Source organism: Vagococcus sp. CY52-2, from assembly GCF_022655055.1.
GTDB lineage: Bacteria > Bacillota > Bacilli > Lactobacillales > Vagococcaceae > Vagococcus.
Map to the genome: position 1 here is coordinate 900,542 of NZ_CP093384.1, position 22,512 is coordinate 923,053.

General features: G+C 34.4%; 20 protein-coding genes. 16 read left to right on the forward strand and 4 right to left on the reverse strand.

Features of this window, described 5'->3' with window-relative positions; genetic code table 11:
* Positions 1–191: 191 nt before the first annotated feature.
* The 9 genes from MN187_RS04555 (at position 192) to MN187_RS04595 (ending at position 8,540) form a co-directional block, all read left to right on the forward strand.
* Positions 192–1,349 carry an efflux RND transporter periplasmic adaptor subunit gene (locus MN187_RS04555; protein WP_242094488.1) on the forward strand — a complete coding sequence of 386 codons (1,158 nt, stop codon included), beginning with the start codon at positions 192–194 and terminating at the stop codon, positions 1,347–1,349.
* Positions 1,349–2,056: an ABC transporter ATP-binding protein gene (locus tag MN187_RS04560; RefSeq protein WP_117972246.1), complete on the forward strand. Its 708-nt coding sequence runs from the start codon at positions 1,349–1,351 to the stop codon at positions 2,054–2,056. Before MN187_RS04555 ends, MN187_RS04560 begins: the two co-directional genes overlap by 1 nt.
* Complete coding sequence (locus tag MN187_RS04565) at positions 2,049–3,269, forward strand: ABC transporter permease (RefSeq protein ID WP_241698961.1); 1,221 nt, start codon at positions 2,049–2,051, stop codon at positions 3,267–3,269. Before MN187_RS04560 ends, MN187_RS04565 begins: the two co-directional genes overlap by 8 nt.
* A 150-nt stretch (positions 3,270–3,419) precedes the next feature.
* Entirely contained in the window at positions 3,420–4,127 is a 708-nt protein-coding gene (locus MN187_RS04570) for a lantibiotic protection ABC transporter ATP-binding protein (RefSeq protein ID WP_117972248.1), read from the forward strand.
* Positions 4,120–4,875 (forward strand): lantibiotic immunity ABC transporter MutE/EpiE family permease subunit, encoded by a 756-nt coding sequence (locus tag MN187_RS04575; protein WP_241698962.1) that lies wholly within the window; start codon positions 4,120–4,122, stop codon positions 4,873–4,875. The genes MN187_RS04570 and MN187_RS04575 overlap by 8 nt, the downstream gene beginning before the upstream one ends.
* The gene (locus MN187_RS04580; protein ID WP_241698963.1) at positions 4,868–5,599 is read left to right on the forward strand and encodes an ABC-2 family transporter permease; all 732 of its coding nucleotides are present in this window, start codon (positions 4,868–4,870) and stop codon (positions 5,597–5,599) included. Before MN187_RS04575 ends, MN187_RS04580 begins: the two co-directional genes overlap by 8 nt.
* A 2-nt stretch (positions 5,600–5,601) precedes the next feature.
* Positions 5,602–6,270, forward strand: coding sequence for a response regulator transcription factor (locus MN187_RS04585; protein ID WP_277756518.1), 669 nt, complete (start codon positions 5,602–5,604; stop codon positions 6,268–6,270).
* Complete coding sequence (locus MN187_RS04590; protein ID WP_242094490.1) at positions 6,249–7,595, forward strand: sensor histidine kinase; 1,347 nt, start codon at positions 6,249–6,251, stop codon at positions 7,593–7,595. The genes MN187_RS04585 and MN187_RS04590 overlap by 22 nt, the downstream gene beginning before the upstream one ends.
* Before the next feature lie 93 nt (positions 7,596–7,688).
* Complete coding sequence (locus tag MN187_RS04595; RefSeq protein WP_242094493.1) at positions 7,689–8,540, forward strand: VOC family protein; 852 nt, start codon at positions 7,689–7,691, stop codon at positions 8,538–8,540.
* Positions 8,541–8,596: 56 nt separating this feature from the next.
* Here MN187_RS04595 and MN187_RS04600 read toward each other — a convergent pair whose 3' ends face one another.
* On the reverse strand, positions 8,597–8,932 hold the full coding sequence (locus MN187_RS04600; protein ID WP_242094495.1) for a branched-chain amino acid transporter permease: 336 nt from the start codon (positions 8,930–8,932) through the stop codon (positions 8,597–8,599).
* The gene (locus MN187_RS04605; protein ID WP_242094496.1) at positions 8,929–9,624 is read right to left on the reverse strand and encodes an AzlC family ABC transporter permease; all 696 of its coding nucleotides are present in this window, start codon (positions 9,622–9,624) and stop codon (positions 8,929–8,931) included. Before MN187_RS04605 ends, MN187_RS04600 begins: the two co-directional genes overlap by 4 nt.
* Before the next feature lie 294 nt (positions 9,625–9,918).
* On the opposite strand from MN187_RS04605, the gene abc-f reads away from it, so the two are divergent.
* On the forward strand, positions 9,919–11,499 hold the full coding sequence (abc-f, locus tag MN187_RS04610) for a ribosomal protection-like ABC-F family protein (protein WP_242094498.1): 1,581 nt from the start codon (positions 9,919–9,921) through the stop codon (positions 11,497–11,499).
* A gap of 19 nt (positions 11,500–11,518) precedes the next feature.
* Here the strand turns inward: abc-f and MN187_RS04615 are convergent, their stop codons facing one another.
* Positions 11,519–13,687 (reverse strand): LTA synthase family protein, encoded by a 2,169-nt coding sequence (locus MN187_RS04615; RefSeq protein WP_305853361.1) that lies wholly within the window; start codon positions 13,685–13,687, stop codon positions 11,519–11,521.
* A 206-nt stretch (positions 13,688–13,893) separates the two neighbouring features.
* On the opposite strand from MN187_RS04615, the gene MN187_RS04620 reads away from it, so the two are divergent.
* The 4 genes from MN187_RS04620 (at position 13,894) to MN187_RS04635 (ending at position 18,269) form a co-directional block, all read left to right on the forward strand.
* Positions 13,894–15,069, forward strand: a complete 1,176-nt coding sequence (locus tag MN187_RS04620; protein WP_241698970.1) for a class I SAM-dependent rRNA methyltransferase — start codon at positions 13,894–13,896, stop codon at positions 15,067–15,069.
* 30 nt (positions 15,070–15,099) lie between these two features.
* A complete protein-coding gene (aroD, locus tag MN187_RS04625; protein ID WP_242094500.1) occupies positions 15,100–15,873 on the forward strand; it encodes a type I 3-dehydroquinate dehydratase in 774 nt (257 codons plus the stop codon).
* 2 nt (positions 15,874–15,875) lie between these two features.
* The gene (gene ybaK / locus MN187_RS04630; protein WP_242094502.1) at positions 15,876–16,376 is read left to right on the forward strand and encodes a Cys-tRNA(Pro) deacylase; all 501 of its coding nucleotides are present in this window, start codon (positions 15,876–15,878) and stop codon (positions 16,374–16,376) included.
* Positions 16,377–16,553: 177 nt separating this feature from the next.
* Positions 16,554–18,269 (forward strand): putative glycosyltransferase family protein, encoded by a 1,716-nt coding sequence (locus MN187_RS04635; RefSeq protein WP_241698972.1) that lies wholly within the window; start codon positions 16,554–16,556, stop codon positions 18,267–18,269.
* Between the two features lie 16 nt (positions 18,270–18,285).
* Here MN187_RS04635 and MN187_RS04640 read toward each other — a convergent pair whose 3' ends face one another.
* Positions 18,286–19,557 carry a BaiN/RdsA family NAD(P)/FAD-dependent oxidoreductase gene (locus MN187_RS04640; RefSeq protein ID WP_242094504.1) on the reverse strand — a complete coding sequence of 424 codons (1,272 nt, stop codon included), beginning with the start codon at positions 19,555–19,557 and terminating at the stop codon, positions 18,286–18,288.
* A 130-nt stretch (positions 19,558–19,687) separates the two neighbouring features.
* Between MN187_RS04640 and gdhA the strand changes: the two genes are divergently transcribed.
* Positions 19,688–21,034, forward strand: a complete 1,347-nt coding sequence (gene gdhA / locus MN187_RS04645) for an NADP-specific glutamate dehydrogenase (RefSeq protein WP_242094506.1) — start codon at positions 19,688–19,690, stop codon at positions 21,032–21,034.
* Positions 21,035–21,151: 117 nt separating this feature from the next.
* Positions 21,152–22,501 carry a glucose-6-phosphate isomerase gene (locus tag MN187_RS04650; protein ID WP_117972263.1) on the forward strand — a complete coding sequence of 450 codons (1,350 nt, stop codon included), beginning with the start codon at positions 21,152–21,154 and terminating at the stop codon, positions 22,499–22,501.
* The last annotated feature ends 11 nt before the right edge of the window (positions 22,502–22,512 follow it).

Below are 22,512 nucleotides of genomic sequence, written 5' to 3' on the forward strand. Positions count from 1 at the left end.
TAGTGAAAAAAAGATAACTTTTCGCCATTGCGCGCTTCGCTGCTCATTCAGGGTCAAATTTCCTATTTTTTCATAGGTCAAGGCGGACTTTTCCCTTTTCTTATACTCACTCACAATAGGACCATCGACTGATTTTTCCAATGCTTTTTTTAGGTATACTTAAATTATTAATGAAAAAGGAGTTATTGAGGATGTCAAAAAAGAAAAAAGTGGTTATTGGGAGTATTATTGGGTTGGTAGTGATTGCTGCAATCGGTGGGAAAATGGTGTTATCGAAAAAAGAGCCAGTAAACACAAAGGAAGAAGAAAAAATTGAGTTTTATACCGTTGAAAATGTTGATCAAGTGTTTATTAATGGTGTGGTAACTCCTGTTATGTCAAAAGAATTTACCAAAGATACAACTCTAGGTAAATTGGGTGATTTAAACGTAAAAAATGGTGAAAATGTCACAAAAGATACAGTGCTTTATCAATACTTAGATGAGACAACAGACTCTCAAATTAGAGACTTGAAATTTCAAATTGAATCAACACAAGCCGAAAAAGAAAAAGCTGCAAGACAAATGCAACTTGAAATAAATGAAATGAATAATGTGTCAACCTCAGAATCAGGAGAAGCTGCCAGTAGCCCTGTATCGAAAGAAAGCATAGAATTAAAATATGATTTAGGTAGTTATGATATTAAAATGAGTCAATTACAAACACAAATTAATGAATTAAGCGAAAAACAGGTTAATAAAGTCATTGCACCTTTTGACGGTCAGGTTATTATTCCACAAGACCAAAACAGAGATAGTGCCATTTTAACGTTATCATCAACTGATTTTTATGTTGAAGGTAGTGTCAATGAGAAAGACTTAGAAAAAGTTAAAGAAAAACAATTAGCGGACGTTAGAACCATTGCGGATAATAAACCATACAAAGGTGAAGTCACTTATGTGTCTAATATTCCAAATACCCAGCAAGCAACAGAAGGTGGTGCATCAAATAGTGGGAATTCTTTATCAACTTACACAGTAAAATTAAGTTTAAAAGATGCAAAAGAAATTCGCAAAGGATTCCATGTACAAGCTTCGATTAAGCTAGAAGATAAAAAAATAGAAATACCAAAAGAAGCCGTAAAAGTAGATGATAAAACGAAAGAAGTTTATGTACTCGTTGATGATTTTGGCACAATTGCAAAACGGGTAGTTGAAACGACCGATCAAGGGGCATCAAAAGATAAAATTATCGTAACAAGTGGATTAGAAGGCTTAGATCGTGTCATTATTTCATCCAAAGCATCTTTAACAGTAGGTGAACCAACTCCTGGAGGTGAAGTTACCGAAAATGAAGGAGGAGAAAAATAATGAGTCACGACAACCCAGTATTAGTTGAGTTAAATGATATAAATAAATACTATCCAGTCGGCAAATCAACACTGCATGTCTTAAAAAATCTCAACCTTACTATTGAGCAAGGCGAATTTATCATGATTATGGGGAAATCCGGTAGTGGAAAAACGACGCTCATGAATATTATTGGATTTTTAGATCAACTATCAGATGGTGAGTATATTTTTGATAATAAAGACGCGTCAGAATTAACTGAAAATCAAAAATCGACTTTAAGAAACGAATACATCGGATTTATTTTTCAACAATTTTTCTTAATACAATCGTTAAATGTGATTCAAAATGTTGAATTACCAATGGTGTATGGTGGAAAGAAAAAAGAAAAAGAACGTCGTCAAATCGCCTCAGACTATTTAGCTATGGTTGGTCTAGAAGGAAAAGAGTTTTCTAAAACGACTGAGTTATCAGGAGGACAACAGCAACGTGTCGCCATAGCTAGAGCCTTAGTTAATGATCCGCTATTAATTATGGCAGATGAACCGACAGGAGCCCTTGATAGTGAAACGAGTGAAGATATTATGAGTATCTTGTCTAATTTAAATAAAGAAGGAAAAACAATTGTCATGGTCACTCATGATCCTGATATGAGAAAGTATGCCACACGAGTGGTTTATATGAAAGATGGTTTATTCCTTACCGAGGAGGAATTTATCAATGCTTAAAAATCTATTATTAAGTACTTTCTTAAGTTTAAGGGCACATAAACTACGTGTTTTTTTAACGATGGTTGGAATTATTATTGGAATCACAGCTGTTGTGACAGTATCAGCAATCGGTGAAGGGATGAAGCAAAGTAGCTTAAAAGTAATGGAATCTACCGATGCTAACGTGATTCGTCTAATCTATAAGGTTGATCAGAGTGATGATAGTATTGGCTTTCAAGACGAAGAGCCGTTTGCGTTTGACAAACTTGATTTAAAACTGTTAAGAGGACTCGATGGTGTTGATACCATTAGTGCTGATTATGGGTTTGGATTCGGTGCTAAAGAGATGGTGACGAGTACACTAAACTATTTTGACACTTCAGGTAGTGGTCAAATTGTGGCAACAAGTAAAACGAATACACCAGTTGGTTTTGGAAATAGTTTTACTACTGAGCAATTAGAATCAAATAGTATTATCATCACGTATGATACCATGCAATCAACGCTAGGCATCCGAAAACCTAAAGATATTATTGGAAGAGCGATTGATGTTGATGGTATAAAATTTTTGGTAGTTGGTGTAAAGCCTAAGATTGATGATGGTGCCATGATAATGGATGATTCCGCCTTTTTTGACGAAGTACCTAAAAAAGCGTTTAATGACCTTGCAAAGAATAAACCAATCAATGCAATCAAATTAAAAATGACAGAACACGGTGATAGACAAGCCGTTATTGATCAAGCAAATACATTACTTAAAGAACAACACCCTAATTTAGTTGGAACATTTGAAGAAGATCGTTCAAATGAACAAGCACGACAACAAATTGAATCGATGCTTCAAGCAGTTGTAACAGGATTATTATTTATTACAGCTATTTCACTTTTAGTTGGTGGAATTGGCGTGATGAATATCATGTATGTGTCTGTTTCTGAACGTAAAAGAGAAATTGGGATTAGACGAGCCATTGGGGCAAAACCCATTACTATTTTATTACAATTTTTATTAGAAGCAGCGTTTATTACACTAATTGGTGGCGTCATTGGGATCTTCTTTGGATGGGGACTTGCAACACTGATTTCCACTTTTGCAGATGGTATTACAGCAATTGTTAGTCCAAGTATGGCAATACTCTCAGCGTCTATTTCAGCAGGAATTGGGTTAATATTTGGTGTTATACCAGCTATTAATGCAGCCAAATTAGATCCTATAAAAGCAATTTATCAATAAATCACACACTTAATTTGTTCAAATCGAGCAAATTAGGTGTTTTTTTGTTCTTTTTCATTTTGTTTATGAATTATTTTTTGCTGTTTTTATTTCATTATAATTTCATTATATTTACCCTTTATAGTTAAGTCATCAAAAGGAGGACATATGATGACAAACATAATTGAAATAAAAGGAGTATCAAAACAATTTAAACATCAAACTGTTTTAGATAATATCTCATTAACGATAGAAGAAGGCACAGTCTATGGCTTATTAGGACCAAATGGGGCTGGGAAATCAACCTTATTAAAAATTATTACTCAAGTAATTAAACCAGATTCTGGAACGATTTACTTTGACTCACATGAATTAAACCAATCTGATTTACTTGAGATAGGGGCGATTATAGAAAGTCCAGCTATTTATCCTAACTTAACAGCTTATGAAAATTTAGACGTTTTAGCGACCTTACTTAATATAGAAAAAACACGTATCAAAGAGGTTCTATCCGTTGTGTCGTTAGAAAACACTGGAAAAAAGCTAGCAAAAGATTTTTCTTTTGGGATGAAACAACGTTTAGGCATTGCGATGGCATTGATTCATCAACCAAGGTTATTGATTTTAGATGAACCAACAAATGGTTTAGATCCTGTTGGGATACAAGAATTAAGAGAGTTAATCAAATCATTTTCAAAACAAGGAATAACCGTGATTTTGTCCAGTCATATTTTAAGTGAAGTACAACAAGTTGCTGATAAAGTAGGGATCATCAATCATGGACATTTACGTTACGAAGGGAAAAATGATATGACGGGTACTCATCTTGAAGACTTGTTTATGACTATCATCAAAAAGGATGGTAAGGATTATGAATAACTATATAAAGGCAGAATTCATTAAAGACAAACGTTCTGCTAATGCGACCTTGATGAAACTTGTTCCAGTGATTGTTGTAGTGTTTAATTTATTGATGGTCAGTCTAATGGGAGTAGCACCAACTGGTAAAAGTTACGTGATGGCAACGACCTTTAATTGGTATCCAATTTTGATTTTACCTGTCATATTAAGTTTATTGGTAGTCAATAGTTGCAGTAAGGAAACACCATCACACCTTGTTAGTCAAAAGAGTTTGGGAGTCAGTGGAAGTAAAATGTTGTTTGCAAAAAATGTGGTGGTATTAGCTGAATTATTTGTTATGTTAATTTTATCTTCTGTACTGGCAGATGGATTAGGGATATTTATTTTTAAGGAAACAATTCACATTAAGACCTTAATCATGGCTACCATCACACTTTTTATAGGTAGTTTGCCTGTTGTTGGCATGTCATTTTTATTATTTTATGTCGTTCATAAAAAAGTGGTGGTTATCTTAATAAACTTTTTATTGGTTTTTCCTTCAGCGTTAATAGCAGTCCAATCAAAATGGGTCTTTTTCCCATGGGCATATAGCTTACGTATGCTTGCACCAATTATAGGGGTCCATCCAAATGGCACATTTTTAACTGAGGAGAATCCATTGATGACTACTCATGCAACTTATTTAGGTATTATGTTAAGTTTAATGGTTTATCTACTTATTTTAATTACTTTGACCATTATTATTAGGAGGAAAGACCATGACTAATCTCTTAAAATCATACTGGCTACGCACTAAAAGGACTCCAGTGAGAGTGTTGATGATCCTTGCACCAATTTTATATTCACTTATCGTGTGTTTGTATTTCTTTTTTTCAAAGACTTTAAAAGGACAAGAAGTTCTCTCGTTTTATGCGATGTTAGCCATTATATCGACTTTTTCATTAAGTCTTCTTGTCCCAATGATTTATGACCCTGATAAAATAGCCAGTCATTATGCCAACGATTTACGAATCGGCATCGACAGACGACGAGTATTTTTTACCCGATTTGTTTTTATCACACTGATTTGTCTAGTGATTATTCTTTTAGCAGTGAGTTTTTTTATTTTTTCCTTACTTGTTACAAATAGTGAGTTTAACCTGATACAAGTTATTACCTTAACAGTTATCCTGTTAATGACATTAATGCCGATGATTGCTATTTATCAGTATTTATCTTTACGATTTAATTATACTGGTAGTATTTTGGTAGGATGCTTAATAACATTAGCAGCAATCTTACTTGGGACAACGAATTTGGGTGAGAGAGTGTGGCTGTTTTTACCCTTTACTTGGCCAATTAAATTAACTTTTGAAGTAGGCAAAGGAACAATGAGTCTTCATATTGTCAGTCTAGTGTTAATAGGGACAGTTTTAGTAATAGCAATCACACTATGGGGATTGTCACTTTGGTATAATAAGTGGGATGGTGTCACACGATTGGAGGAATAGTGATGAAAATATTAGTCATTGATGATGACGAGGATTTATTAAAACTAATAGAAAATGCGTTAAGTAAAGAGTACACAGTGGAGACTAAATTAGGTGCAAATAGAGTTAATCCTGATGAGTTAAAGCATTATGATTTAGTGATATTAGATGTGATGATGCCAGAGATGTCAGGCTTTGACTTTTTAAAACAGTACAGAGAACTAATTGATGCCCCAATCATTCTTTTAACAGCAAAAGATTTTGAAAAAGATAAGCTTGAAGGATTTGCTTTAGGGGCGGATGACTATGTGACCAAACCTTTTTCTATCAAAGAAATAAGAGCACGAGTTGCCGCTCATCTAAGAAGAGAGCAACGACAAAAGCATCATCGACTGATTGATTATCCGGTGTCCTGTGACTTGATTGCCAAGCAGTTTTTTTACGAGGAAACGAAAGTATCACTTACCTCAAGTGAATATGAGTTATGTGAATTACTATTAAAAAATAAAGGGCAAGTTTTTTCAAAAGAACAGCTTTATACGTCTATTTATGGATTAGAAGCAGTGGGAGATAGTCAAACAACGATTACAGAACGAGTGAAGCAGATTCGAGCAAAATTTGATTTAGTTGGCATTAATCCAATTAAAACAGTATGGGGAGTTGGGTATAAATGGCAAATCGAAAAGGACTGACTCGTTTGGTCACAACATACGCTGTGATGGAGTTACTTTATACGTTTTTCGTCATGATTTTTTTCTTTTTACTACTAAATATATTGGTCAATACTGGTATTGTTTACCCAGCTAATTACCCTGAAAGTCAGTTGGGTAAAGTTGAAAAAGACTTTAAATCTGAGAGTTGGACACCAGAACAACTGCCGTTTTTTTATAAGTATGAGTATATTAAAAATGGGCAAGTGGTGGATCGTAACATCAGTGAGACTTATCAACCTTATGTCAAAAAAGCACAAGAAACAGCAAGAGCGTCAAAAGATAGTTTTATTGGGGCAAGAGTGTTTCGATACTACACTACAAATGATAAAGAACTAGTTGTCAGCTACAAATTAAGTCCATTCTTTGCATCACAAAAACTTAATCAGTTGATTCCACATTTTGAAGGTTTTTATTGGCTCGTTGTTTTTTTGGTTTGGATAAGTGGTTTTTTATTTTTGATTGTGAGATTAACTAAGATACTAAAAAGAGAGATTAAAAAAATATCAACAGCCAGTGTCTACATTCAGCAACAAAATCTTGATTATCCAAGAATAAACAGTGACTATAAAGAAATTAATGACGTATTATCTACCATTGATTTATTGGCAAATGATTTAAAGAAATCTCTGCAAGAACAGTGGCAAATGCAAGAAACGAAACGAGACTTAATTGAGTCAGTGACTCATGATATTAGAACACCCATTACGTTAATAAAAGGGAATCTTGAATTGTTAGATGAAGAAGCGTTGACTGCTAGTTCAAGTGAACGGGTGAAAGATATTGAAAAAGGCGTATCACGATTAGAAGTTTACGTTGAAAGATTAAAACAGATTTCAAGTCATGTCACTGAAGAAAAAATGCCAGTGAGTGAAGAGGTGTTAAGTCGTTGGATTGATGTCGCACGTTTATTATGTGACACTCATCAACGACAACTTAGCCTAATGGAAACTGACACAAGTTCTATTCCACTAGAAACTGAAAATGTCACGATGGCGTTACAAAATATAATCAGTAACTCAATCGAGCATTCTAACCTAAATTCAACGATTACATTAGATTTTAGAGATTTAGAGACAGAGTATCGAGTGACCATAACAGATGAAGGAACAGGATTTTCGGATTTATTTTTAGCCTCATCACCTAGTAAATATATGTCAAGTAAGCTAGATAATACGACTTCTCATGGTTTAGGTTTGTATCATGTGAAAGAAATGGTTGAACGACATCATGGGACATTACTCATCGAAAATCGTCCAGAAAAAAATCAAACAGGTGCGAAAGTGACACTAGTATTCGGGAAATAACATCATGAAGCAAGTTAGTTGTGCTAGCTGATTTTTAGTAGTATAGTTACTTACATAAAGTAAGAGTTATACAAAAGAAAGAGGTTGAAGCATATGTCATTTCATAAAAATCCAGTTACCTTTGTTAGTCATGTTGCACTTAAAGTGAGCGACTTAGAAAAATCTAAACGTTTTTATACAGAAGTATTAGGATTAAACATAAAAGAACAGACATCAAACAGTGTGTCATTTACGACAAATGGTCAGGATGTTTTGTTAACGATTACCCAACCAAAAACTATCAACAAAAAACAAGAACAACGAACAGGCTTGTACCATTTTGCTTTACTATTACCAAAACGAGCAGACTTATCTCAAGTCGTGAGACATTTTATTCATCTAGGCGCTCGTTTTGGTGGCGGAGATCATTTAGTTAGTGAAGCCATTTATTTAAATGATCCAGATGGCAATGGGATTGAAATTTATGTCGACAGAGAGGCGAGTGTTTGGCAATGGTCGAATGGTGAAGTTACCATGACGACTGACCCAGTTGATTTTGATGATTTATTAAAAGAATCAGTTAACCCAGTTTGGAATGGTTTGCCAAAAGAAACGGTGATGGGGCATATTCATTTGCAAGTGAATGATTTAGCAAAAAATAAAGAGTTCTATGTTGATGGGCTTGGGTTTGATGTGGTCAGTCGATATGGAAGAGAGGCATTGTTTTTATCTGATTCAAACTATCATCATCATATTGCCTTAAACACTTGGTCAGGGACACAAATTAAACACGCTGAAAAAACAGAAACAGGCATCGAAAGTTATTCAATTGTCTTTCCAAGCGAAGAAAAACGACAAGAGACTGTGGCGTCATTAAGAGAATTAGGTATTCCAGTAATGGAAGAAGAAAATGAGGTTACTGTATTTGATCCGTCAGATATAAAACTAAAATTGATGATTGGTTAAGAAAAACCATCTATCCAAATGTGGGTAGATGGTTTTTCTTTATTCATGCAAGTTTCTTAAAATGAAATAGTTTGTACTAGTACCATATAAAAAATGGTTCCTAATCCTATACTTAAAAAGGTGCTGTGTTTCCACTTATGGATGATGACAATCAGTAAAATTGCGAGTAATTCAGGAAACGCAAAGACTCTTGTGACGGCATCTTTTAGACAAAATACAACTAACAAACCCATCGTGGCATAAGGTAAAACGTTTCCTAGATATGTAATATAAACAGGAGGTGTTTTATTTTCTGGAAATAATATAAATGGTAAAAACCTGGTAAGCATGGTACCAATCACTACAACGCCAATCGTAATGAGTTGGTGTGGAAAAGACATGGTTGTCATCATGTCGTCACCTCCTGTTTATCAAGATTTTTTCTATCTAAAGTAAAAATTAAAATAATTAAAGCCATTGCCGGCAACATAAAATGGTCAGCTCCTAATAAAATTAAACAAATAAATGAACTAATCAATCCAATGAGAGCTGGTCTATGATCGGAGGATTCTTCCCATTGATTGATAAACATGACAACAAATAAAGCAGTCATCACAAATTCAATGCCAGTTGTATCAAATGTGATAACTGAACCAAGTAATGCACCAAGTGTTGCGCCGCCTACCCAATAAATCTGATTTAGTAATGTCACAAAAAACATAAACCATCCTTTATCGACATCTTTTGGTGGTGTGACGGTACAATTTATCGTGAATGATTCATCACACATACCATAAATAAGATAGAACTTTTTCCAACCGGTATTTTTATATTTATCCAACATAGAAATACCGTAAAATATGTGTCTAACATTGACTAAAAGCGTCAAAACAAAGGCATAAAGTGGGTTGTAAGCTGACATGAGTAAATTAGCTGTGACAAATTCCATTGAACCAGCATAGATAAAAAAACTCATGAGCATTGGATACCACACACTAAACCCCATACTACGCATCAAAAAACCATAAGACATTCCTAAAAACAAAAACCCAACACAAATTGGCAGTGTGTAGGGCAGAGCTGTTTCGAACGCTTTTCTTTTCATTCAAGTCAGTCAATTAAAGTGAGTAGTCAAAATAAGCCACGTCGTGTTATAGTTGTCTTAACAATTTAAGAAAGGGTGACCCAAATACATGTACAACTAAATCCTATTTATAAGCAAAATGAAGAAAACGATCGAACAAGCTTTTTTGTTATGCGTTTGTCTTTATTTGTGGAATAGGTGTGGTTGTATGAGTGTGGGTTGATGTTTTTTTGAGTATGCCCTAAACACGTTTAATCCCTCCTATTTCAAACAATAGGAGGGATTTTTTTCTCCTAAAATTAAGGAGATGGTAAGATGAAACAAATTGATATACTAACATTTAATTATCAAATAAACCCAAATTTAGAATTAACGATAGACAACCTAAGTGTGAACAGGGGAGATAAAATTGGGCTAATTGGAAATAATGGTAGCGGGAAAACGACGTTACTACACCTTTTAGCGCAAGACATTTCGTTAGAGACACCAAGTGTTCAGCATTATCTATCTGTCACACTCGTCAAACAGTTTAAAGAAGGATTTGATGATAAAAGTGGAGGAGAAAAAACGCAACGCTATTTGCAAGAAGCATTTAAACAAGATAGCGTGTGGTTACTTGATGAACCAACGACCCATTTAGACAATCGTCATGTTGATTGGGTTGAAAAACAAGTATTGAATCATCACGAAGGTATAGTGGTTGTATCACACGATCGTCATTTTTTCAATCAAGTGTGTAATAAAATTTGGCTTTTAAAAGATGGAAAAATAACAGTTTATAAAGGAAACTACCAATCATTTTTAACCCAATATGAGGAACAAGAAAAACGATACAAAGAAAACTATGACATTTATCAACGTGAAAAGAAAGGATTGGAACAAGCGATTCGAGCCAAAAAGCAACAAGCAAATGGGGCCATGGCTGTGCCGAAAAATAAAAAGCAAGCTGGAGAAAAAGTTGGTAGTAGCAAACCATATTATGCAAAAAAACAGAAAAAACTAGATAAATCAGCCAAAGCCCTGGAAACAAGATTATCACAATTAGAACGAGTGGAAGCACCGAAAAAAGAAACATCACTCACTATGGAAACTTCTCTTTCTCATATGTCAGGTGAGCATATTATGATAAGAGGGATGGATGTATCAGCTGAAATAAATCATCAAGTCCTTTTTTCTCAGAGCGATTTTTATATTAAAAATAGAGAAAAGGTCGCAATAGTTGGGGACAATGGCGTAGGCAAAACGACGTTACTAAAAATGATGTTAGATAAAGAAAGTTCTATTAAAGTGTCACCATCAATTGAGTTTGGTTATTTCTCACAAGAAGTTGATTTACTAGACGATAAGGAAACAGTCCTAGAAAATGTTTTATCAAGTATGCGTGATTATAATCAGACATTAGCAAGAACGGTATTAGCACGAATGCATTTTTTTGACCGCGATATTGAAAAGACCGTCAGTGTATTAAGTGGAGGAGAGCGTGTCAAAGTGACTTTAGCAAAACTATTATTAAGTGATATTAACACGTTAGTCCTAGATGAGCCGACAAATTATTTAGACATTGAAGCAATACGAGCATTAGAAGCATTATTACAAGCGTTTGAAGGGACAGTTATTTTTGTGTCTCATGATAGAGAGTTTATTAATTCAGTGGCAACAAAATTATTAATTATTGAAAACAAAAAGATAAACGTATTTGAAGGACCTTTGTCAGATTATAAAATCACCCCAATCATTAAAAAGAATTCAAAACAGCAGGATAGTTTATTAGTGATTGAAACAAAAATTAGTGAAGTATTAGGTAAGTTGAGTCTTGAACCAAGTGAAGAATTAGAGCAAGAATTTCAGTTATTATTAAAACAAAAACAAGTATACAAAAAAACACACAAGAGTTGATATCTTGTGTGTTTTTCGTTTATTTTGCGGTTGTAGAAGAAGTTTCAGTGGTTCCACTACTTTGAGTGGTCCCCCCTTTTTCTTCTTGAATTTCTTTATAAGTCTGTGTTTTAAATAAACCAACAGTTGATTGGTTATTGTGTAGTGAGTAAACACTGGTTGATTTATCTCCTTTTTGTTGTTCAACTTGAAGGAGTTTATCTAACCCATTTTTATAATCAAACTTAGCCGGATCAAGTGGTTTTAATCCACTGTTTGTGTTAAATCGTAATAAATCACCGTTTGTAATAGCATCAGACATATTAAGTTGTGTGGTTCCTTTTTCTTTAATATCCGCTATTTCAGTCAGTTGTTCTTCTGTTGGCGAATCAATTAATTCACCCGTTTTTGTATCATAGGTGGCTTCACTTAAGATCGTGTATTTTGGTGTGACGATGGTTCCATTTCTAAAGGCGACAATTTGGTCTTTATCTTTAGAGAAGAAATCTTGTCCTAATTGAATATATGGTTGAGTATCAACACCTAATAAATGTAGCAGTGTAGGTAAGATGTCAACTTGTCCCCCAAATGTATGATCAATCCCACCTTTAGTTTGACCAGGAATATGGAACATTACGGGAACACGCTGAACGGCTGTATCATCAAAGTCGTTCCATTCTTCTTTTGATTTACCAAGTAATTCAGCTAAAGATTTGTTACGAGAATTTGAAATACCATAGTGGTCTCCATATAACACAATGACTGAATTATCATACAGTCCAGATGCTTTTAAGTAATCGAAGAACTCTTTAACCGCTGTATCTAAGTAGTTTGCTGTTGCAAAGTATCCATTAATTGTCGCATCTGATGTATTAGCCATTGGGAAACCAGCATTATCGTCTTTAAATTTCGCATATGGATAATGGTTTGATACTAAAATAAATTTAGAATAAAACGGCTGTTGCACATGCTCTAAGTATTGAATAGATTGTGCTAAGAATGGCTTATCATGTAATCCATATTGGAATGAATTGTTCTCATTCACATCATAGTAACTACCATCGAAGAAATAGTTATAACCTAAATGTTTGTATGTTTCATTACGATTCCAGAATGAGCCACTATTACCATGGAATGCTACGCTTGTATAACCTTGTGTTTGACCTAAAATATTAGGTGCGGATTGGAATGTGTTTTTATCCCCCAATTGAGTAAATAAAGGGCCTTGGCTTAAACCAAAGAATGAATTTTCTAACAAGGTTTCAGCATCACTTGTTTTACCTGATCCCACTTGATGGAAGGCATTATCAAAACTAAATGTTTCATTTGAATGGAATAAACTATTTAAGAAGGGGGTAACTTCGTGTTCAACACCATTTTCATCTTTTAATTTGTAATCAATTAAAAATTGTTGGAAACTTTCTAAATGGACATAAATGACATTACGCCCTTTGGCAATTCCAAACATGTCATCATTTGGTTTAGCATAATGTGTTTTCACATATTTTTGAACATCAACTAAATCATTTTGACTCGCTTGAGCACGTCGTTGTGTCGCGTTATACGTCTGTACGCCATCATAAACAGTAAAGACGTTCATCCCTAAATATTTCACGATATGATCTCTTGAGAAAGTACGTTTTAATAATTCAGGTCGATCTGTTTCCGCTAAAGTTAAGTTAGCAGAAAATAGAAGGATAGAAAAACTTGTTACAGCAAATGCTGAGCGAATAGCAATTGGTCTTTCATCAATTTTGATTTTTTTTGTTGCAAGTAAGACAATCACAACAATAATATCAATCCAATATAATAAATCATATGGTCTAAACATACGAAGAGCACTTTCACCAAGACCAGAAGCTACTTTACCGGCACCAAGCATGGTGTTAACGGTAATAAAATCTGTAAATTCTCGGTAATAAATGACGTTAGAAAAAAGTAACAAGGTGGTTAATGATGAGATAATCAGTAACGTAATGTAGGCTTTTTTCGGACTTTTTATATAGAGTGCAGCAGAGAATAAAAAGACTGTTGTTGCCACAGGACTAATAAATAAGATAACGTATTGGAAAAAACTTTCAATTCCTAAATTAAAGTCAACTGTATAAGCTAGTAGGTTTTTTAACCAGAATAACACAACCATTAATGAGAAAAACCCCATCCTGGTGTTGAGCCAGTTTTTATTATATTTATGTTTCAAAATAAACATCCTTTCTTAACAACTTAGTGTCACTAGACTACCAAGCTGAATATTCCATGTTACATTTTACATATTCCTTACATGTCTGTCAATTATGGTCATGTTTCTTAAAAAAAAATATAGAACTAACATCTTTAAAAAGGGAGAAAAAAGACGTAAAAACTGATATAGTAGTATCATACAATAAATGAATAGAAATTAAAGGGATTGACTGCATGAAGAAAGTACAAATAAGACAAAAGAAAAGTCAAAAATATAAAGGCCACTATCCATTAATTAAAGCTGAAGATATGGTAAATGCTCAAGACGAGTGTAAAAAATGGGTTAGTTTTTATTCTGAAAAAGATGAATTTTTAGGATATGGCTATTTAGGGAAACAACATAAAGGATCAGGTTGGATAGTTAGCTTTTCTGAAAACCAACCAATAAATAAATCTTTTTTAGTCCATCTATTTAACGAAGCAAAAGACTACCGTTCAACATTTTTTGCAGATGAGGCGACGACGGCATTTCGTTTGTTTAATGGTGAAGGAGATGGATTAGGTGGTGTAACGATTGATTGGTATGCTGGTTTTTTAGTTGTTTCTTGGTATAATGACACCATCTACCAATTAAAAAAAGAGATACTAGAAGCCTTAATGTCTTCTAATATTAAGTATCAAGGTATATATGAAAAAATTCGCTTTAATACAAAAGAAGTACCTGAGTCAGCATTTTTAAGCGGTAAACAAGCACCTGAGCCACTTTTAATCAAAGAAAATAATATCACTTATGCGACTTATTTAAATGAAGGTTTAATGACGGGAATCTTTTTGGATCAACGTCAAGTTAGAGGTCGTTTGACAGATAGTTATGCCATTGGAAAAACAGTATTAAATACATTCAGTTACACTGGAGCTTTTTCTATTGCAAGTGCAATGGGAGGTGCTGTGTCAACAATAAGCGTTGATTTAGCAAAAAGAAGTCGACAAAAAACCCAAGAACAGTTTGCTGTGAATGGGCTTAGTACCGATAATCAGTCTATAATAGTAATGGACGTTTTTGATTATTTTAAATATGCTTTTAAAAAACAAGTCACTTGTGATATTGTGGTAATGGACCCACCGAGTTTTGCAAGAAATAAAAAGAAAGTTTTTTCTGTCGCCAAAGATTATCAGCAATTAACGACTGAAGCAGTAGCATTATTAAATAAAGATGGGTTACTGGTTGCTTCAACAAATGCGGCAAATGTCTCGTTGGATAAGTTTAGGAAAATGGTCGAGCTAGGAATAAAAGAAACTGGTCGTGCGTTTACGTTTTTAGAATTATATCAATTACCAGAAGATTTCCGAGTAGCAAAAGAGTTTAATGAAGGAAATTATTTGAAAGTATTATTTTACCGAGTGAAATAAATGTGATTATGAAATGATAGGTGGGGTTTGATGTCAGAGTTAAAAGTACGTAACCTTGAATTAGGAAAAGGAAAACCAAAAATATGTGTGCCTCTTATAGCGAAAAATTTTGAAGAACTGTTTTCGGAAGCTATACGATTAAGTAAATTAGATTGTGACGTCATCGAGTGGCGTGCAGATTATTTTATGTATGTTCACGATGCAAGATTTATGAAAAAAGCGGCCTACTTTGTGCGTTATGCCATTGATGATAAGCCACTTATCTTTACTTACAGAACATTGCAAGAAGGTGGTGGACAACATATTGAGTTAGATGAATATGTTGAACTCAATCGTATGATGATGGATACTGGTTTAATAGATATGGTTGATTTAGAATTTGAAATGATGTTAGAAAAACCTAGTGATATCATGGTTCATGCTAAGGAAAAAAATGTTAAAGTATTACTATCCAAACATAATAATCATTTTACACCTGACGTGCATAATATGTATGAGTTAATTAAAGACATGTATCAATTAGGTGGGGATATTTGTAAGCTGGCTGTTATGCCAACGGATTTACAAGATATGTTAAATGTGTTGGAAGTATCAAATAAAATCCAAACCGAACATTCGGAGATTCCTTTTGTTATGATTAGTATGGGTGAGTTAGGCCAATTATCTCGTATGACAGGTGAATTATTTGGGTCTAGTTTAACTTATGCGTCAAATGGAAAATATCTTTCAGCACCAGGTCAGCTTCCAATACCAATCTTAAGAGAAGGAATGAATCTTATTGGGTATAAAAGAGGGAGTCGATAGAAATGTCTAAAAAGAAGGCTAAAACAAATGCTGTTAGGTTGTTGGAACAAAAGAAAATAACATTTGATACCAGAGAGTATGAATACAGCGATAAACACGCAGCGGCACTTGAAACCGCCAATGCGTTAGGGATTGATGAAAATCAAGTCTTTAAAACGCTTGTGACTGTGGGAAATAAGACGGGACCCATTGTGGCAGTTATACCTGGAAATAAAACGTTAGATTTAAAAAAATTGGCTAAAGTTAGTGGTAATAAAAAAATAGAGATGCTACCAATGAAAGAGTTAGAAGGATTAACAGGCTATATCCATGGAGGCTGTTCTCCTGTTGGAATGAAAAAATTATTTCCAACTTATTATGCCAAAGAAGCTGAAATTTTTGATACTATACACGTTTCTGCAGGTCGTCGAGGACTACAAATGAGTGTCTCGCCTGAAGATTTATTAAATGTGACACATGGAAAGTATGCTGATTTAACAGAAGATGAAACGATTCTAGGTTAGGCTTAGAATCGTTTTTTTATTAAGAATGATGATAGAGTATGACGTTTAACTCTTATTAGTAAATTGAACGATTATTTGGTAAAATAGTCATGTTTGTAACAGGTTAATACACGAAATATGCTGATTTATAGATGATTGTGTTGTTTATTATTAGATTAATTAAAAGAAGGAAGACAAATGAAAAAAAATCATTTTTTTATTCTATTTTCTTGGATAGGATTATCATTATTTTATATGTTGCCAGCAGTGGATTTATCGAATTGGCATGTGGCACTTATTCGTGGGGATGACTATCCTTTTCATTTTGCGCGAATTTTTGGCGTTATGGATCAATTAAAAGACACAGGGCAGATTCAATCAGTCGCAAGATTTGGTGAGCGTGATATTTTTTATGGAGTCAATATGTTTTACCCTACGCTTACGACAGTTTTACCAATTGCGTTATTATCTTTGATTTTTCAATCAGTGATTTTTGGTGTCTATGGATATCTATTTTTGATGAATTTATTGACGTTTTATATTGCCTACCAATGTGCTAACTATATTAGCTCCATTGCGCTACCAGAAGTAAACATACGTGCTAAGCAGTTTTTACCGTTTGTTTTTTCATTTTTTTATGTCTTTTCCCATTATCGACTGATTTGTTTTTATCAACGATTTGATTTGGGTGAATTTTTTGTATTGACGATGTACCCTCTAATATTTGCTGGCTTTTATAGTATCTTAAAAGATGGTGGAACAAAAAAATATTGGCTGATTGTTGGATTGTCACTTACAGCGTATTCACATGTTTTGTCATTGATGTTAGTGGTTGTTGTATTGACTGGGTTATTTGTGGTAGGTTTTATTAAAAAGATGATTACGATGAAAGTATTCAAACAATTAGTATTTAGTGCTATTATGACGATGATTATTTCTGCTGGCGCTCTTGTTCCTATTTTATATCAAATGTTAACTTTACATATTCGTTCTGTACGGGTTCATGATTTGGCGAGTGAAGCGACCAATATTGGTGTGATGATCGTGTCATCTAGCATTAATTATTTAAGTTATATAAGTATCGGAATTATTTTGCTATGCTCACTTATGTTAGGGATATATCACGTTATTTGGAAAAAAGAATCGATTGTCCGTAAAGATAAATTATTAAGGCTATGTTTGTGGTTATCATTAGTCATAACTTTCATGATGACATCAGTATTTCCGTGGCGTGTATTGCAACATACACCATTAGCGATTATCCAGTTTCCTTTCCGTTTAATGCCCTTTTTATCCGTATTTGGTAGTTTTTTAGGAGCAGCGATTTTGGCTGATTATTTTAGCCGTTTTGCTACCGTTTCATTAAAACGAGTCACAATTTGGTTAAGTGTTGCTATGGTGATTATCTCCACTCTTAGTGTTAATGCTTTAATGATTCGTCGGTCGTTAAATAAATTAATGTATGATAAACAAGATATTGTAGCGACCAAACGGTATATTAAATCTGTTAATAGAGACTATTTTCCAGCGGGATTGACTGACGAACAAACTAAACGCATTAAAGATAAGATTGGGCAAGTGAACCAAGAAGATGTCCCAATGCCTTACCAGTTTGAAAAAAATGCAGCGATTATAAAGGTGACACTGAATGAGCAGACTAATACTGTTGACACACCCATTATTGGCTATAGTGGATTAGTAGTGGAGGAGGATGAAAAACGCATCAAAACCACCCTCTCATCTGAGAGAACCTTATCATTTCAATTGCCTAAGGGAGTTCACGAGCTATCTATTTATTATGATCCGCCTTTTTTGATAAAATATAGTGCGGTATTTTCAGGTATAGTGGCGTTGTTCTATGGTGTTTATGTCATGAAAATAAAAAAAGAGACTGGCCTTATCCCTAAAAGTTAAGGTCAGTTTTCTTCTTCTAATAGTTAAAATAGCTGGCAATTTCTGCCGCGTGTTCTCCGGCAACATGACCAGTACAAAACGCTGCAGTAATGTTAAAACCACCAGTATATCCATTGATATCCAGTAACTCACCACAGAAAAATAGCCCGTTTACACATTTACTTTCCATCGTTTTTGGGTTCACTTCTTTTAGACTAATCCCACCACCTGTGACAAACGATTTATCAAGTGGATAAGTTTTATTAACTGTAAACGTAAGGTGTTTGATTTCACCGACGAGAACATCAATTTCTTTTTCAGTCACCTGTTTGAAAGGTGTCTGCGTGTCAATCTCGCTGCGAGTAAGTAAAAACTCTAGATAACGTTCTTGCATCAATGACTTTAACGCATTTTTTATGGATTTATTGCCATCTTCTTTTTGGATAGACACCATTTGCTGTTTGATATCTTGTTCAGATTTTAATGGAAACAAATCAAGAGACATCGTGACATGTTTTTGTCCTTTTTCAAGGAGTTGATTGACAAACATACTACAACGAAGGGCTGCAGGACCAGAGATGCCAGAATGAGTGAACAACGCATCCATTTCATGAGTGACAACCACTTTCCCTTTTTCATCAATCACGGATAACCCAATATCTCGTAACGATAACCCTTGAAGATCACGACTTTTAATAAAAGACTCTTCAGATAAAAGGGGAGATTCGGTTGGAAATAGTTTGGTAATGGTGTGCCCCACTTTTTTTGCTAATGTGTACCCATCTCCAGTGGACCCAGTATATTGATAAGTCTTCCCACCAGTGGCTAAAACCACACAAGGAGCGTGAATTTCTTCTTTTGTATCAGTCATTACGCCAGTGATATTGCCATCAGTTACTAATAATTTTTTAACAGTTGTGTTCATTTTTAATTCAACGTTTAAGGCATTTAAGCGATCAAATAAACCGTTAACGATTGCTTTAGAGGTGTTTTCAACAGGAAACATTCTACCATGATCTTCTTCTTTTAAATGCACACCATGGCTTTCAAAAAATTCCATAATGTCATAGTTATTAAATTGAGAGAAGGTACTATACAAAAATTTCCCGTTTCCTGGGATAAAAGAAATAATGTCTTCTGACGGTCTATTATTGGTGACGTTACATCGACCTCCACCAGTTAGACGTAATTTTTTTCCAAGCATTTTGTTTTTATCAATAATCATGACGCGTGCGCCTTTTTCAGCCGCGGAAACGGCAGCCATCATACCGCTTGTTCCCCCACCAATGACAATGACATCTATATTCATCTATTGCCACTCCTTTCATTATTAAATGATAGTTTAGCATACTTTTTTTAAAATTTGATGAGAAAAGATTTTTTTTATTTATTTAAATATTATATAATACTAATTAAGTTTAAGAAGGGAATGATACAATATGTCACCACAAGATTATGTAACAAAAATGTTGGATGAAGTGAAAGAAAAATATGGTTACCAATCAGAGTATATTCAAGCAGTGGAAGAATTTTTAACCACAGTCACACCATTTTTAGAAAAAAATCCCGTATACTGTGAGAAAAATATCTTAGGTCAGTTGATTATACCTGAGCGTTTAATTGAGTTTCGCGTTCCTTGGATGTCAGATTCAGGTGAGTGGATGGTGAATACTGGTTACCGTGTTCAATACAACTCAGCGTTAGGACCTTACAAAGGTGGGTTACGTTTCCACCCGTCAGTGAATCAAAGTATTATGAAATTCTTAGCGTTTGAACAAATTTTTAAAAACAGTTTAACCTCTTTACCTATTGGAGGAGGTAAAGGTGGAAGTGATTTTGATCCTAAAGGTAAATCTGATGGTGAAATCATGCGTTTTTGTCAAAGTTTTATGCAAGAATTACAAAAACATATTGGCCCAAGTATGGATGTGCCAGCTGGTGATATGGGTGTTGGAGGCCGTGAAATTGGGTATTTATACGGAGAATACAAACGTCTAAATGGTTATCAAGCAGGTGTTTTAACTGGTAAACCATTAGCTTTCTGGGGAAGTTTAGCTCGTACAGAAGCAACAGGTTATGGTTTAGTGTATTTTGTTAAGTATTTGTTACAAGACAAAGGTGACTCACTAAAAGGCAAACGTGTGATGGTTTCAGGTAGTGGTAACGTGGCCATTTATGCGATTGAAAAAGCACAAGAATTAGGCGCAACAGTTCTTGGCTGTTCTGATTCTTCTGGTTATATCATCGATGAAGATGGTGTAGACTGTGAGTTAGTTAAAGAAATCAAAGAAGTGAAACGTGGTCGTTTAAGTGACTATGCTGCAGCAAAACCAAATGCTAAGTACGTTGAAAATGCGTCAATTTGGACAGAAAATATTGCCTATGAAGTCGCTTTACCATGTGCCACTCAAAATGAAATTGGATTAGATGAAGCAGCTATTCTAATCAAAAACGGGATAAAAGTCTTAGCTGAAGGGGCAAACATGCCAACTAAACTTGAAGCTCTACACAAATTAACGAATTCTGGTGTTATCTATTGTCCAGGTAAAGCAGCCAATGCTGGTGGAGTGGCTGTATCAGCGTTAGAAATGGCTCAAAATGCTCAACGTTTACCTTGGAGTTTTGAACAAGTCGACTCAGAACTTGATAGCATTATGAAAAATATCTATGAAACATGTGCGACAACAGCAAAAGAATACGCGAAAGAAGACGATTTACTAACTGGTGCAAATATCGCTGGATTTGAACGAGTTGCTAAAGCAATGCTTGCTCAAGGACTTGTGTAATAAAAATTTTCCACGTTTTGTTATAAACTATCTGAAAAAGATGTGAAACATTCAAAAAAGTGGTAGAATAGGGATGTATTCTTGTACTAAGAATCACATATTACTAGGAGGATGATTATGTCACATATTCGTTTTGATTATTCAAATGTCGGTACATTTATCGGTGACCATGAATTAGGTTACATGCAAGCAGAAGTAACAGCAGCACACAATGCATTGCGTGAAGGGACTGGACCAGGAAATGATTTCCGTGGTTGGATTGATTTACCAGAAAACTATGATAAAGAAGAATTTGCTCGCGTTAAAAAAGCAGCAGAAAAAATTCAATCAGATTCAGATATTTTAATCGTCATTGGAATTGGTGGGTCATACTTAGGAGCTAAAGCTGCTATCGACTTTTTAAACCACTCATTCTATAACCTTTTAGACAATGAAGAAAGAAAAACACCACAAGTATTCTTTGCTGGAAATTCTATTAGCTCAACTTATTTAGCTGATTTAATCCAAATTATTGGGGACAAAGATTTCTCAGTGAATGTTATTTCTAAATCTGGTACAACAACTGAACCAGCAATTGCATTTAGAGTCTTTAAAGATTTATTAGAGAAAAAATACGGTAAAGAAGAAGCAAACAAACGTATCTACGCAACAACTGATAAAGCACGCGGCGCTGTTAAAACAGAAGCTGACGTTGAAGGTTGGGAAACATTTGTTATTCCTGATGATGTTGGGGGACGTTTTACTGTATTAACTCCAGTTGGATTACTTCCAATCGCTGTAACAGGTGCCAACATTGATGAGTTAATGAAAGGTGCTGCTGACGCACGCGTTGCATACAGCTCTGATGATTTAACAAAAAATGAAGCGTATCAATATGCTGCATTACGTAACATTTTATACCGTAAAGGAAAAGTAACAGAGTTATTAATCAATTACGAACCAAACTTACAATATTTCTCTGAATGGTGGAAACAATTATTCGGTGAGTCTGAAGGGAAAGATCAAAAAGGTATCTACCCATCAAGTGCGAACTTCTCAACTGACTTACATTCATTAGGTCAATACATTCAAGAAGGGCGCCGTAACATTTTTGAAACCGTCATTAAAGTCGAAAAACCTCGTAAAAGCGTGGAGATTCCAGTACTTGATCAAGACTTAGATGGTTTAGGTTACATTCAAGGAAAAGAAATTGACTTTGTTAATACAAAAGCCTTTGAAGGAACACTTTTAGCGCATACAGATGGTGATGTGCCAAACTTTGTGGTAAATATTCCTGAAACAGATGCTTACACATTAGGTTACTTAATGTACTTCTTTGAAATCGCAGTTGGTATTTCAGGTTACTTAAATGGTGTCAACCCATTTGATCAACCAGGTGTTGAAGCATATAAGAAAAACATGTTTGCTTTACTTGGAAAACCAGGTTTTGAAGAGTTAGCAAAAGAATTAAACGAACGTCTTAAATAAGACAATTGATG

What these genes read in the sequence shown, in the direction of transcription:
- gdhA (WP_242094506.1), top strand. Translation starts at nt 19,688, where the DNA reads ATGTCACCACAAGATTATGTAACAAAAATGTTGGATGAAGTGAAAGAA.
- MN187_RS04555 (WP_242094488.1), top strand. Translation starts at nt 192, where the DNA reads ATGTCAAAAAAGAAAAAAGTGGTTATTGGGAGTATTATTGGGTTGGTA.
- MN187_RS04575 (WP_241698962.1), top strand. Translation starts at nt 4,120, where the DNA reads ATGAATAACTATATAAAGGCAGAATTCATTAAAGACAAACGTTCTGCT.
- MN187_RS04595 (WP_242094493.1), top strand. Translation starts at nt 7,689, where the DNA reads ATGTCATTTCATAAAAATCCAGTTACCTTTGTTAGTCATGTTGCACTT.
- MN187_RS04615 (WP_305853361.1), bottom strand. Translation starts at nt 13,687, where the DNA reads ATGTTTATTTTGAAACATAAATATAATAAAAACTGGCTCAACACCAGG.
- MN187_RS04605 (WP_242094496.1), bottom strand. Translation starts at nt 9,624, where the DNA reads ATGAAAAGAAAAGCGTTCGAAACAGCTCTGCCCTACACACTGCCAATT.
- MN187_RS04600 (WP_242094495.1), bottom strand. Translation starts at nt 8,932, where the DNA reads ATGATGACAACCATGTCTTTTCCACACCAACTCATTACGATTGGCGTT.
- MN187_RS04565 (WP_241698961.1), top strand. Translation starts at nt 2,049, where the DNA reads ATGCTTAAAAATCTATTATTAAGTACTTTCTTAAGTTTAAGGGCACAT.
- MN187_RS04580 (WP_241698963.1), top strand. Translation starts at nt 4,868, where the DNA reads ATGACTAATCTCTTAAAATCATACTGGCTACGCACTAAAAGGACTCCA.
- ybaK (WP_242094502.1), top strand. Translation starts at nt 15,876, where the DNA reads ATGTCTAAAAAGAAGGCTAAAACAAATGCTGTTAGGTTGTTGGAACAA.
- MN187_RS04590 (WP_242094490.1), top strand. Translation starts at nt 6,249, where the DNA reads ATGGCAAATCGAAAAGGACTGACTCGTTTGGTCACAACATACGCTGTG.
- abc-f (WP_242094498.1), top strand. Translation starts at nt 9,919, where the DNA reads ATGAAACAAATTGATATACTAACATTTAATTATCAAATAAACCCAAAT.
- MN187_RS04635 (WP_241698972.1), top strand. Translation starts at nt 16,554, where the DNA reads ATGAAAAAAAATCATTTTTTTATTCTATTTTCTTGGATAGGATTATCA.
- MN187_RS04570 (WP_117972248.1), top strand. Translation starts at nt 3,420, where the DNA reads ATGACAAACATAATTGAAATAAAAGGAGTATCAAAACAATTTAAACAT.
- aroD (WP_242094500.1), top strand. Translation starts at nt 15,100, where the DNA reads ATGTCAGAGTTAAAAGTACGTAACCTTGAATTAGGAAAAGGAAAACCA.
- MN187_RS04560 (WP_117972246.1), top strand. Translation starts at nt 1,349, where the DNA reads ATGAGTCACGACAACCCAGTATTAGTTGAGTTAAATGATATAAATAAA.
- MN187_RS04620 (WP_241698970.1), top strand. Translation starts at nt 13,894, where the DNA reads ATGAAGAAAGTACAAATAAGACAAAAGAAAAGTCAAAAATATAAAGGC.
- MN187_RS04650 (WP_117972263.1), top strand. Translation starts at nt 21,152, where the DNA reads ATGTCACATATTCGTTTTGATTATTCAAATGTCGGTACATTTATCGGT.
- MN187_RS04640 (WP_242094504.1), bottom strand. Translation starts at nt 19,557, where the DNA reads ATGAATATAGATGTCATTGTCATTGGTGGGGGAACAAGCGGTATGATG.
- MN187_RS04585 (WP_277756518.1), top strand. Translation starts at nt 5,602, where the DNA reads ATGAAAATATTAGTCATTGATGATGACGAGGATTTATTAAAACTAATA.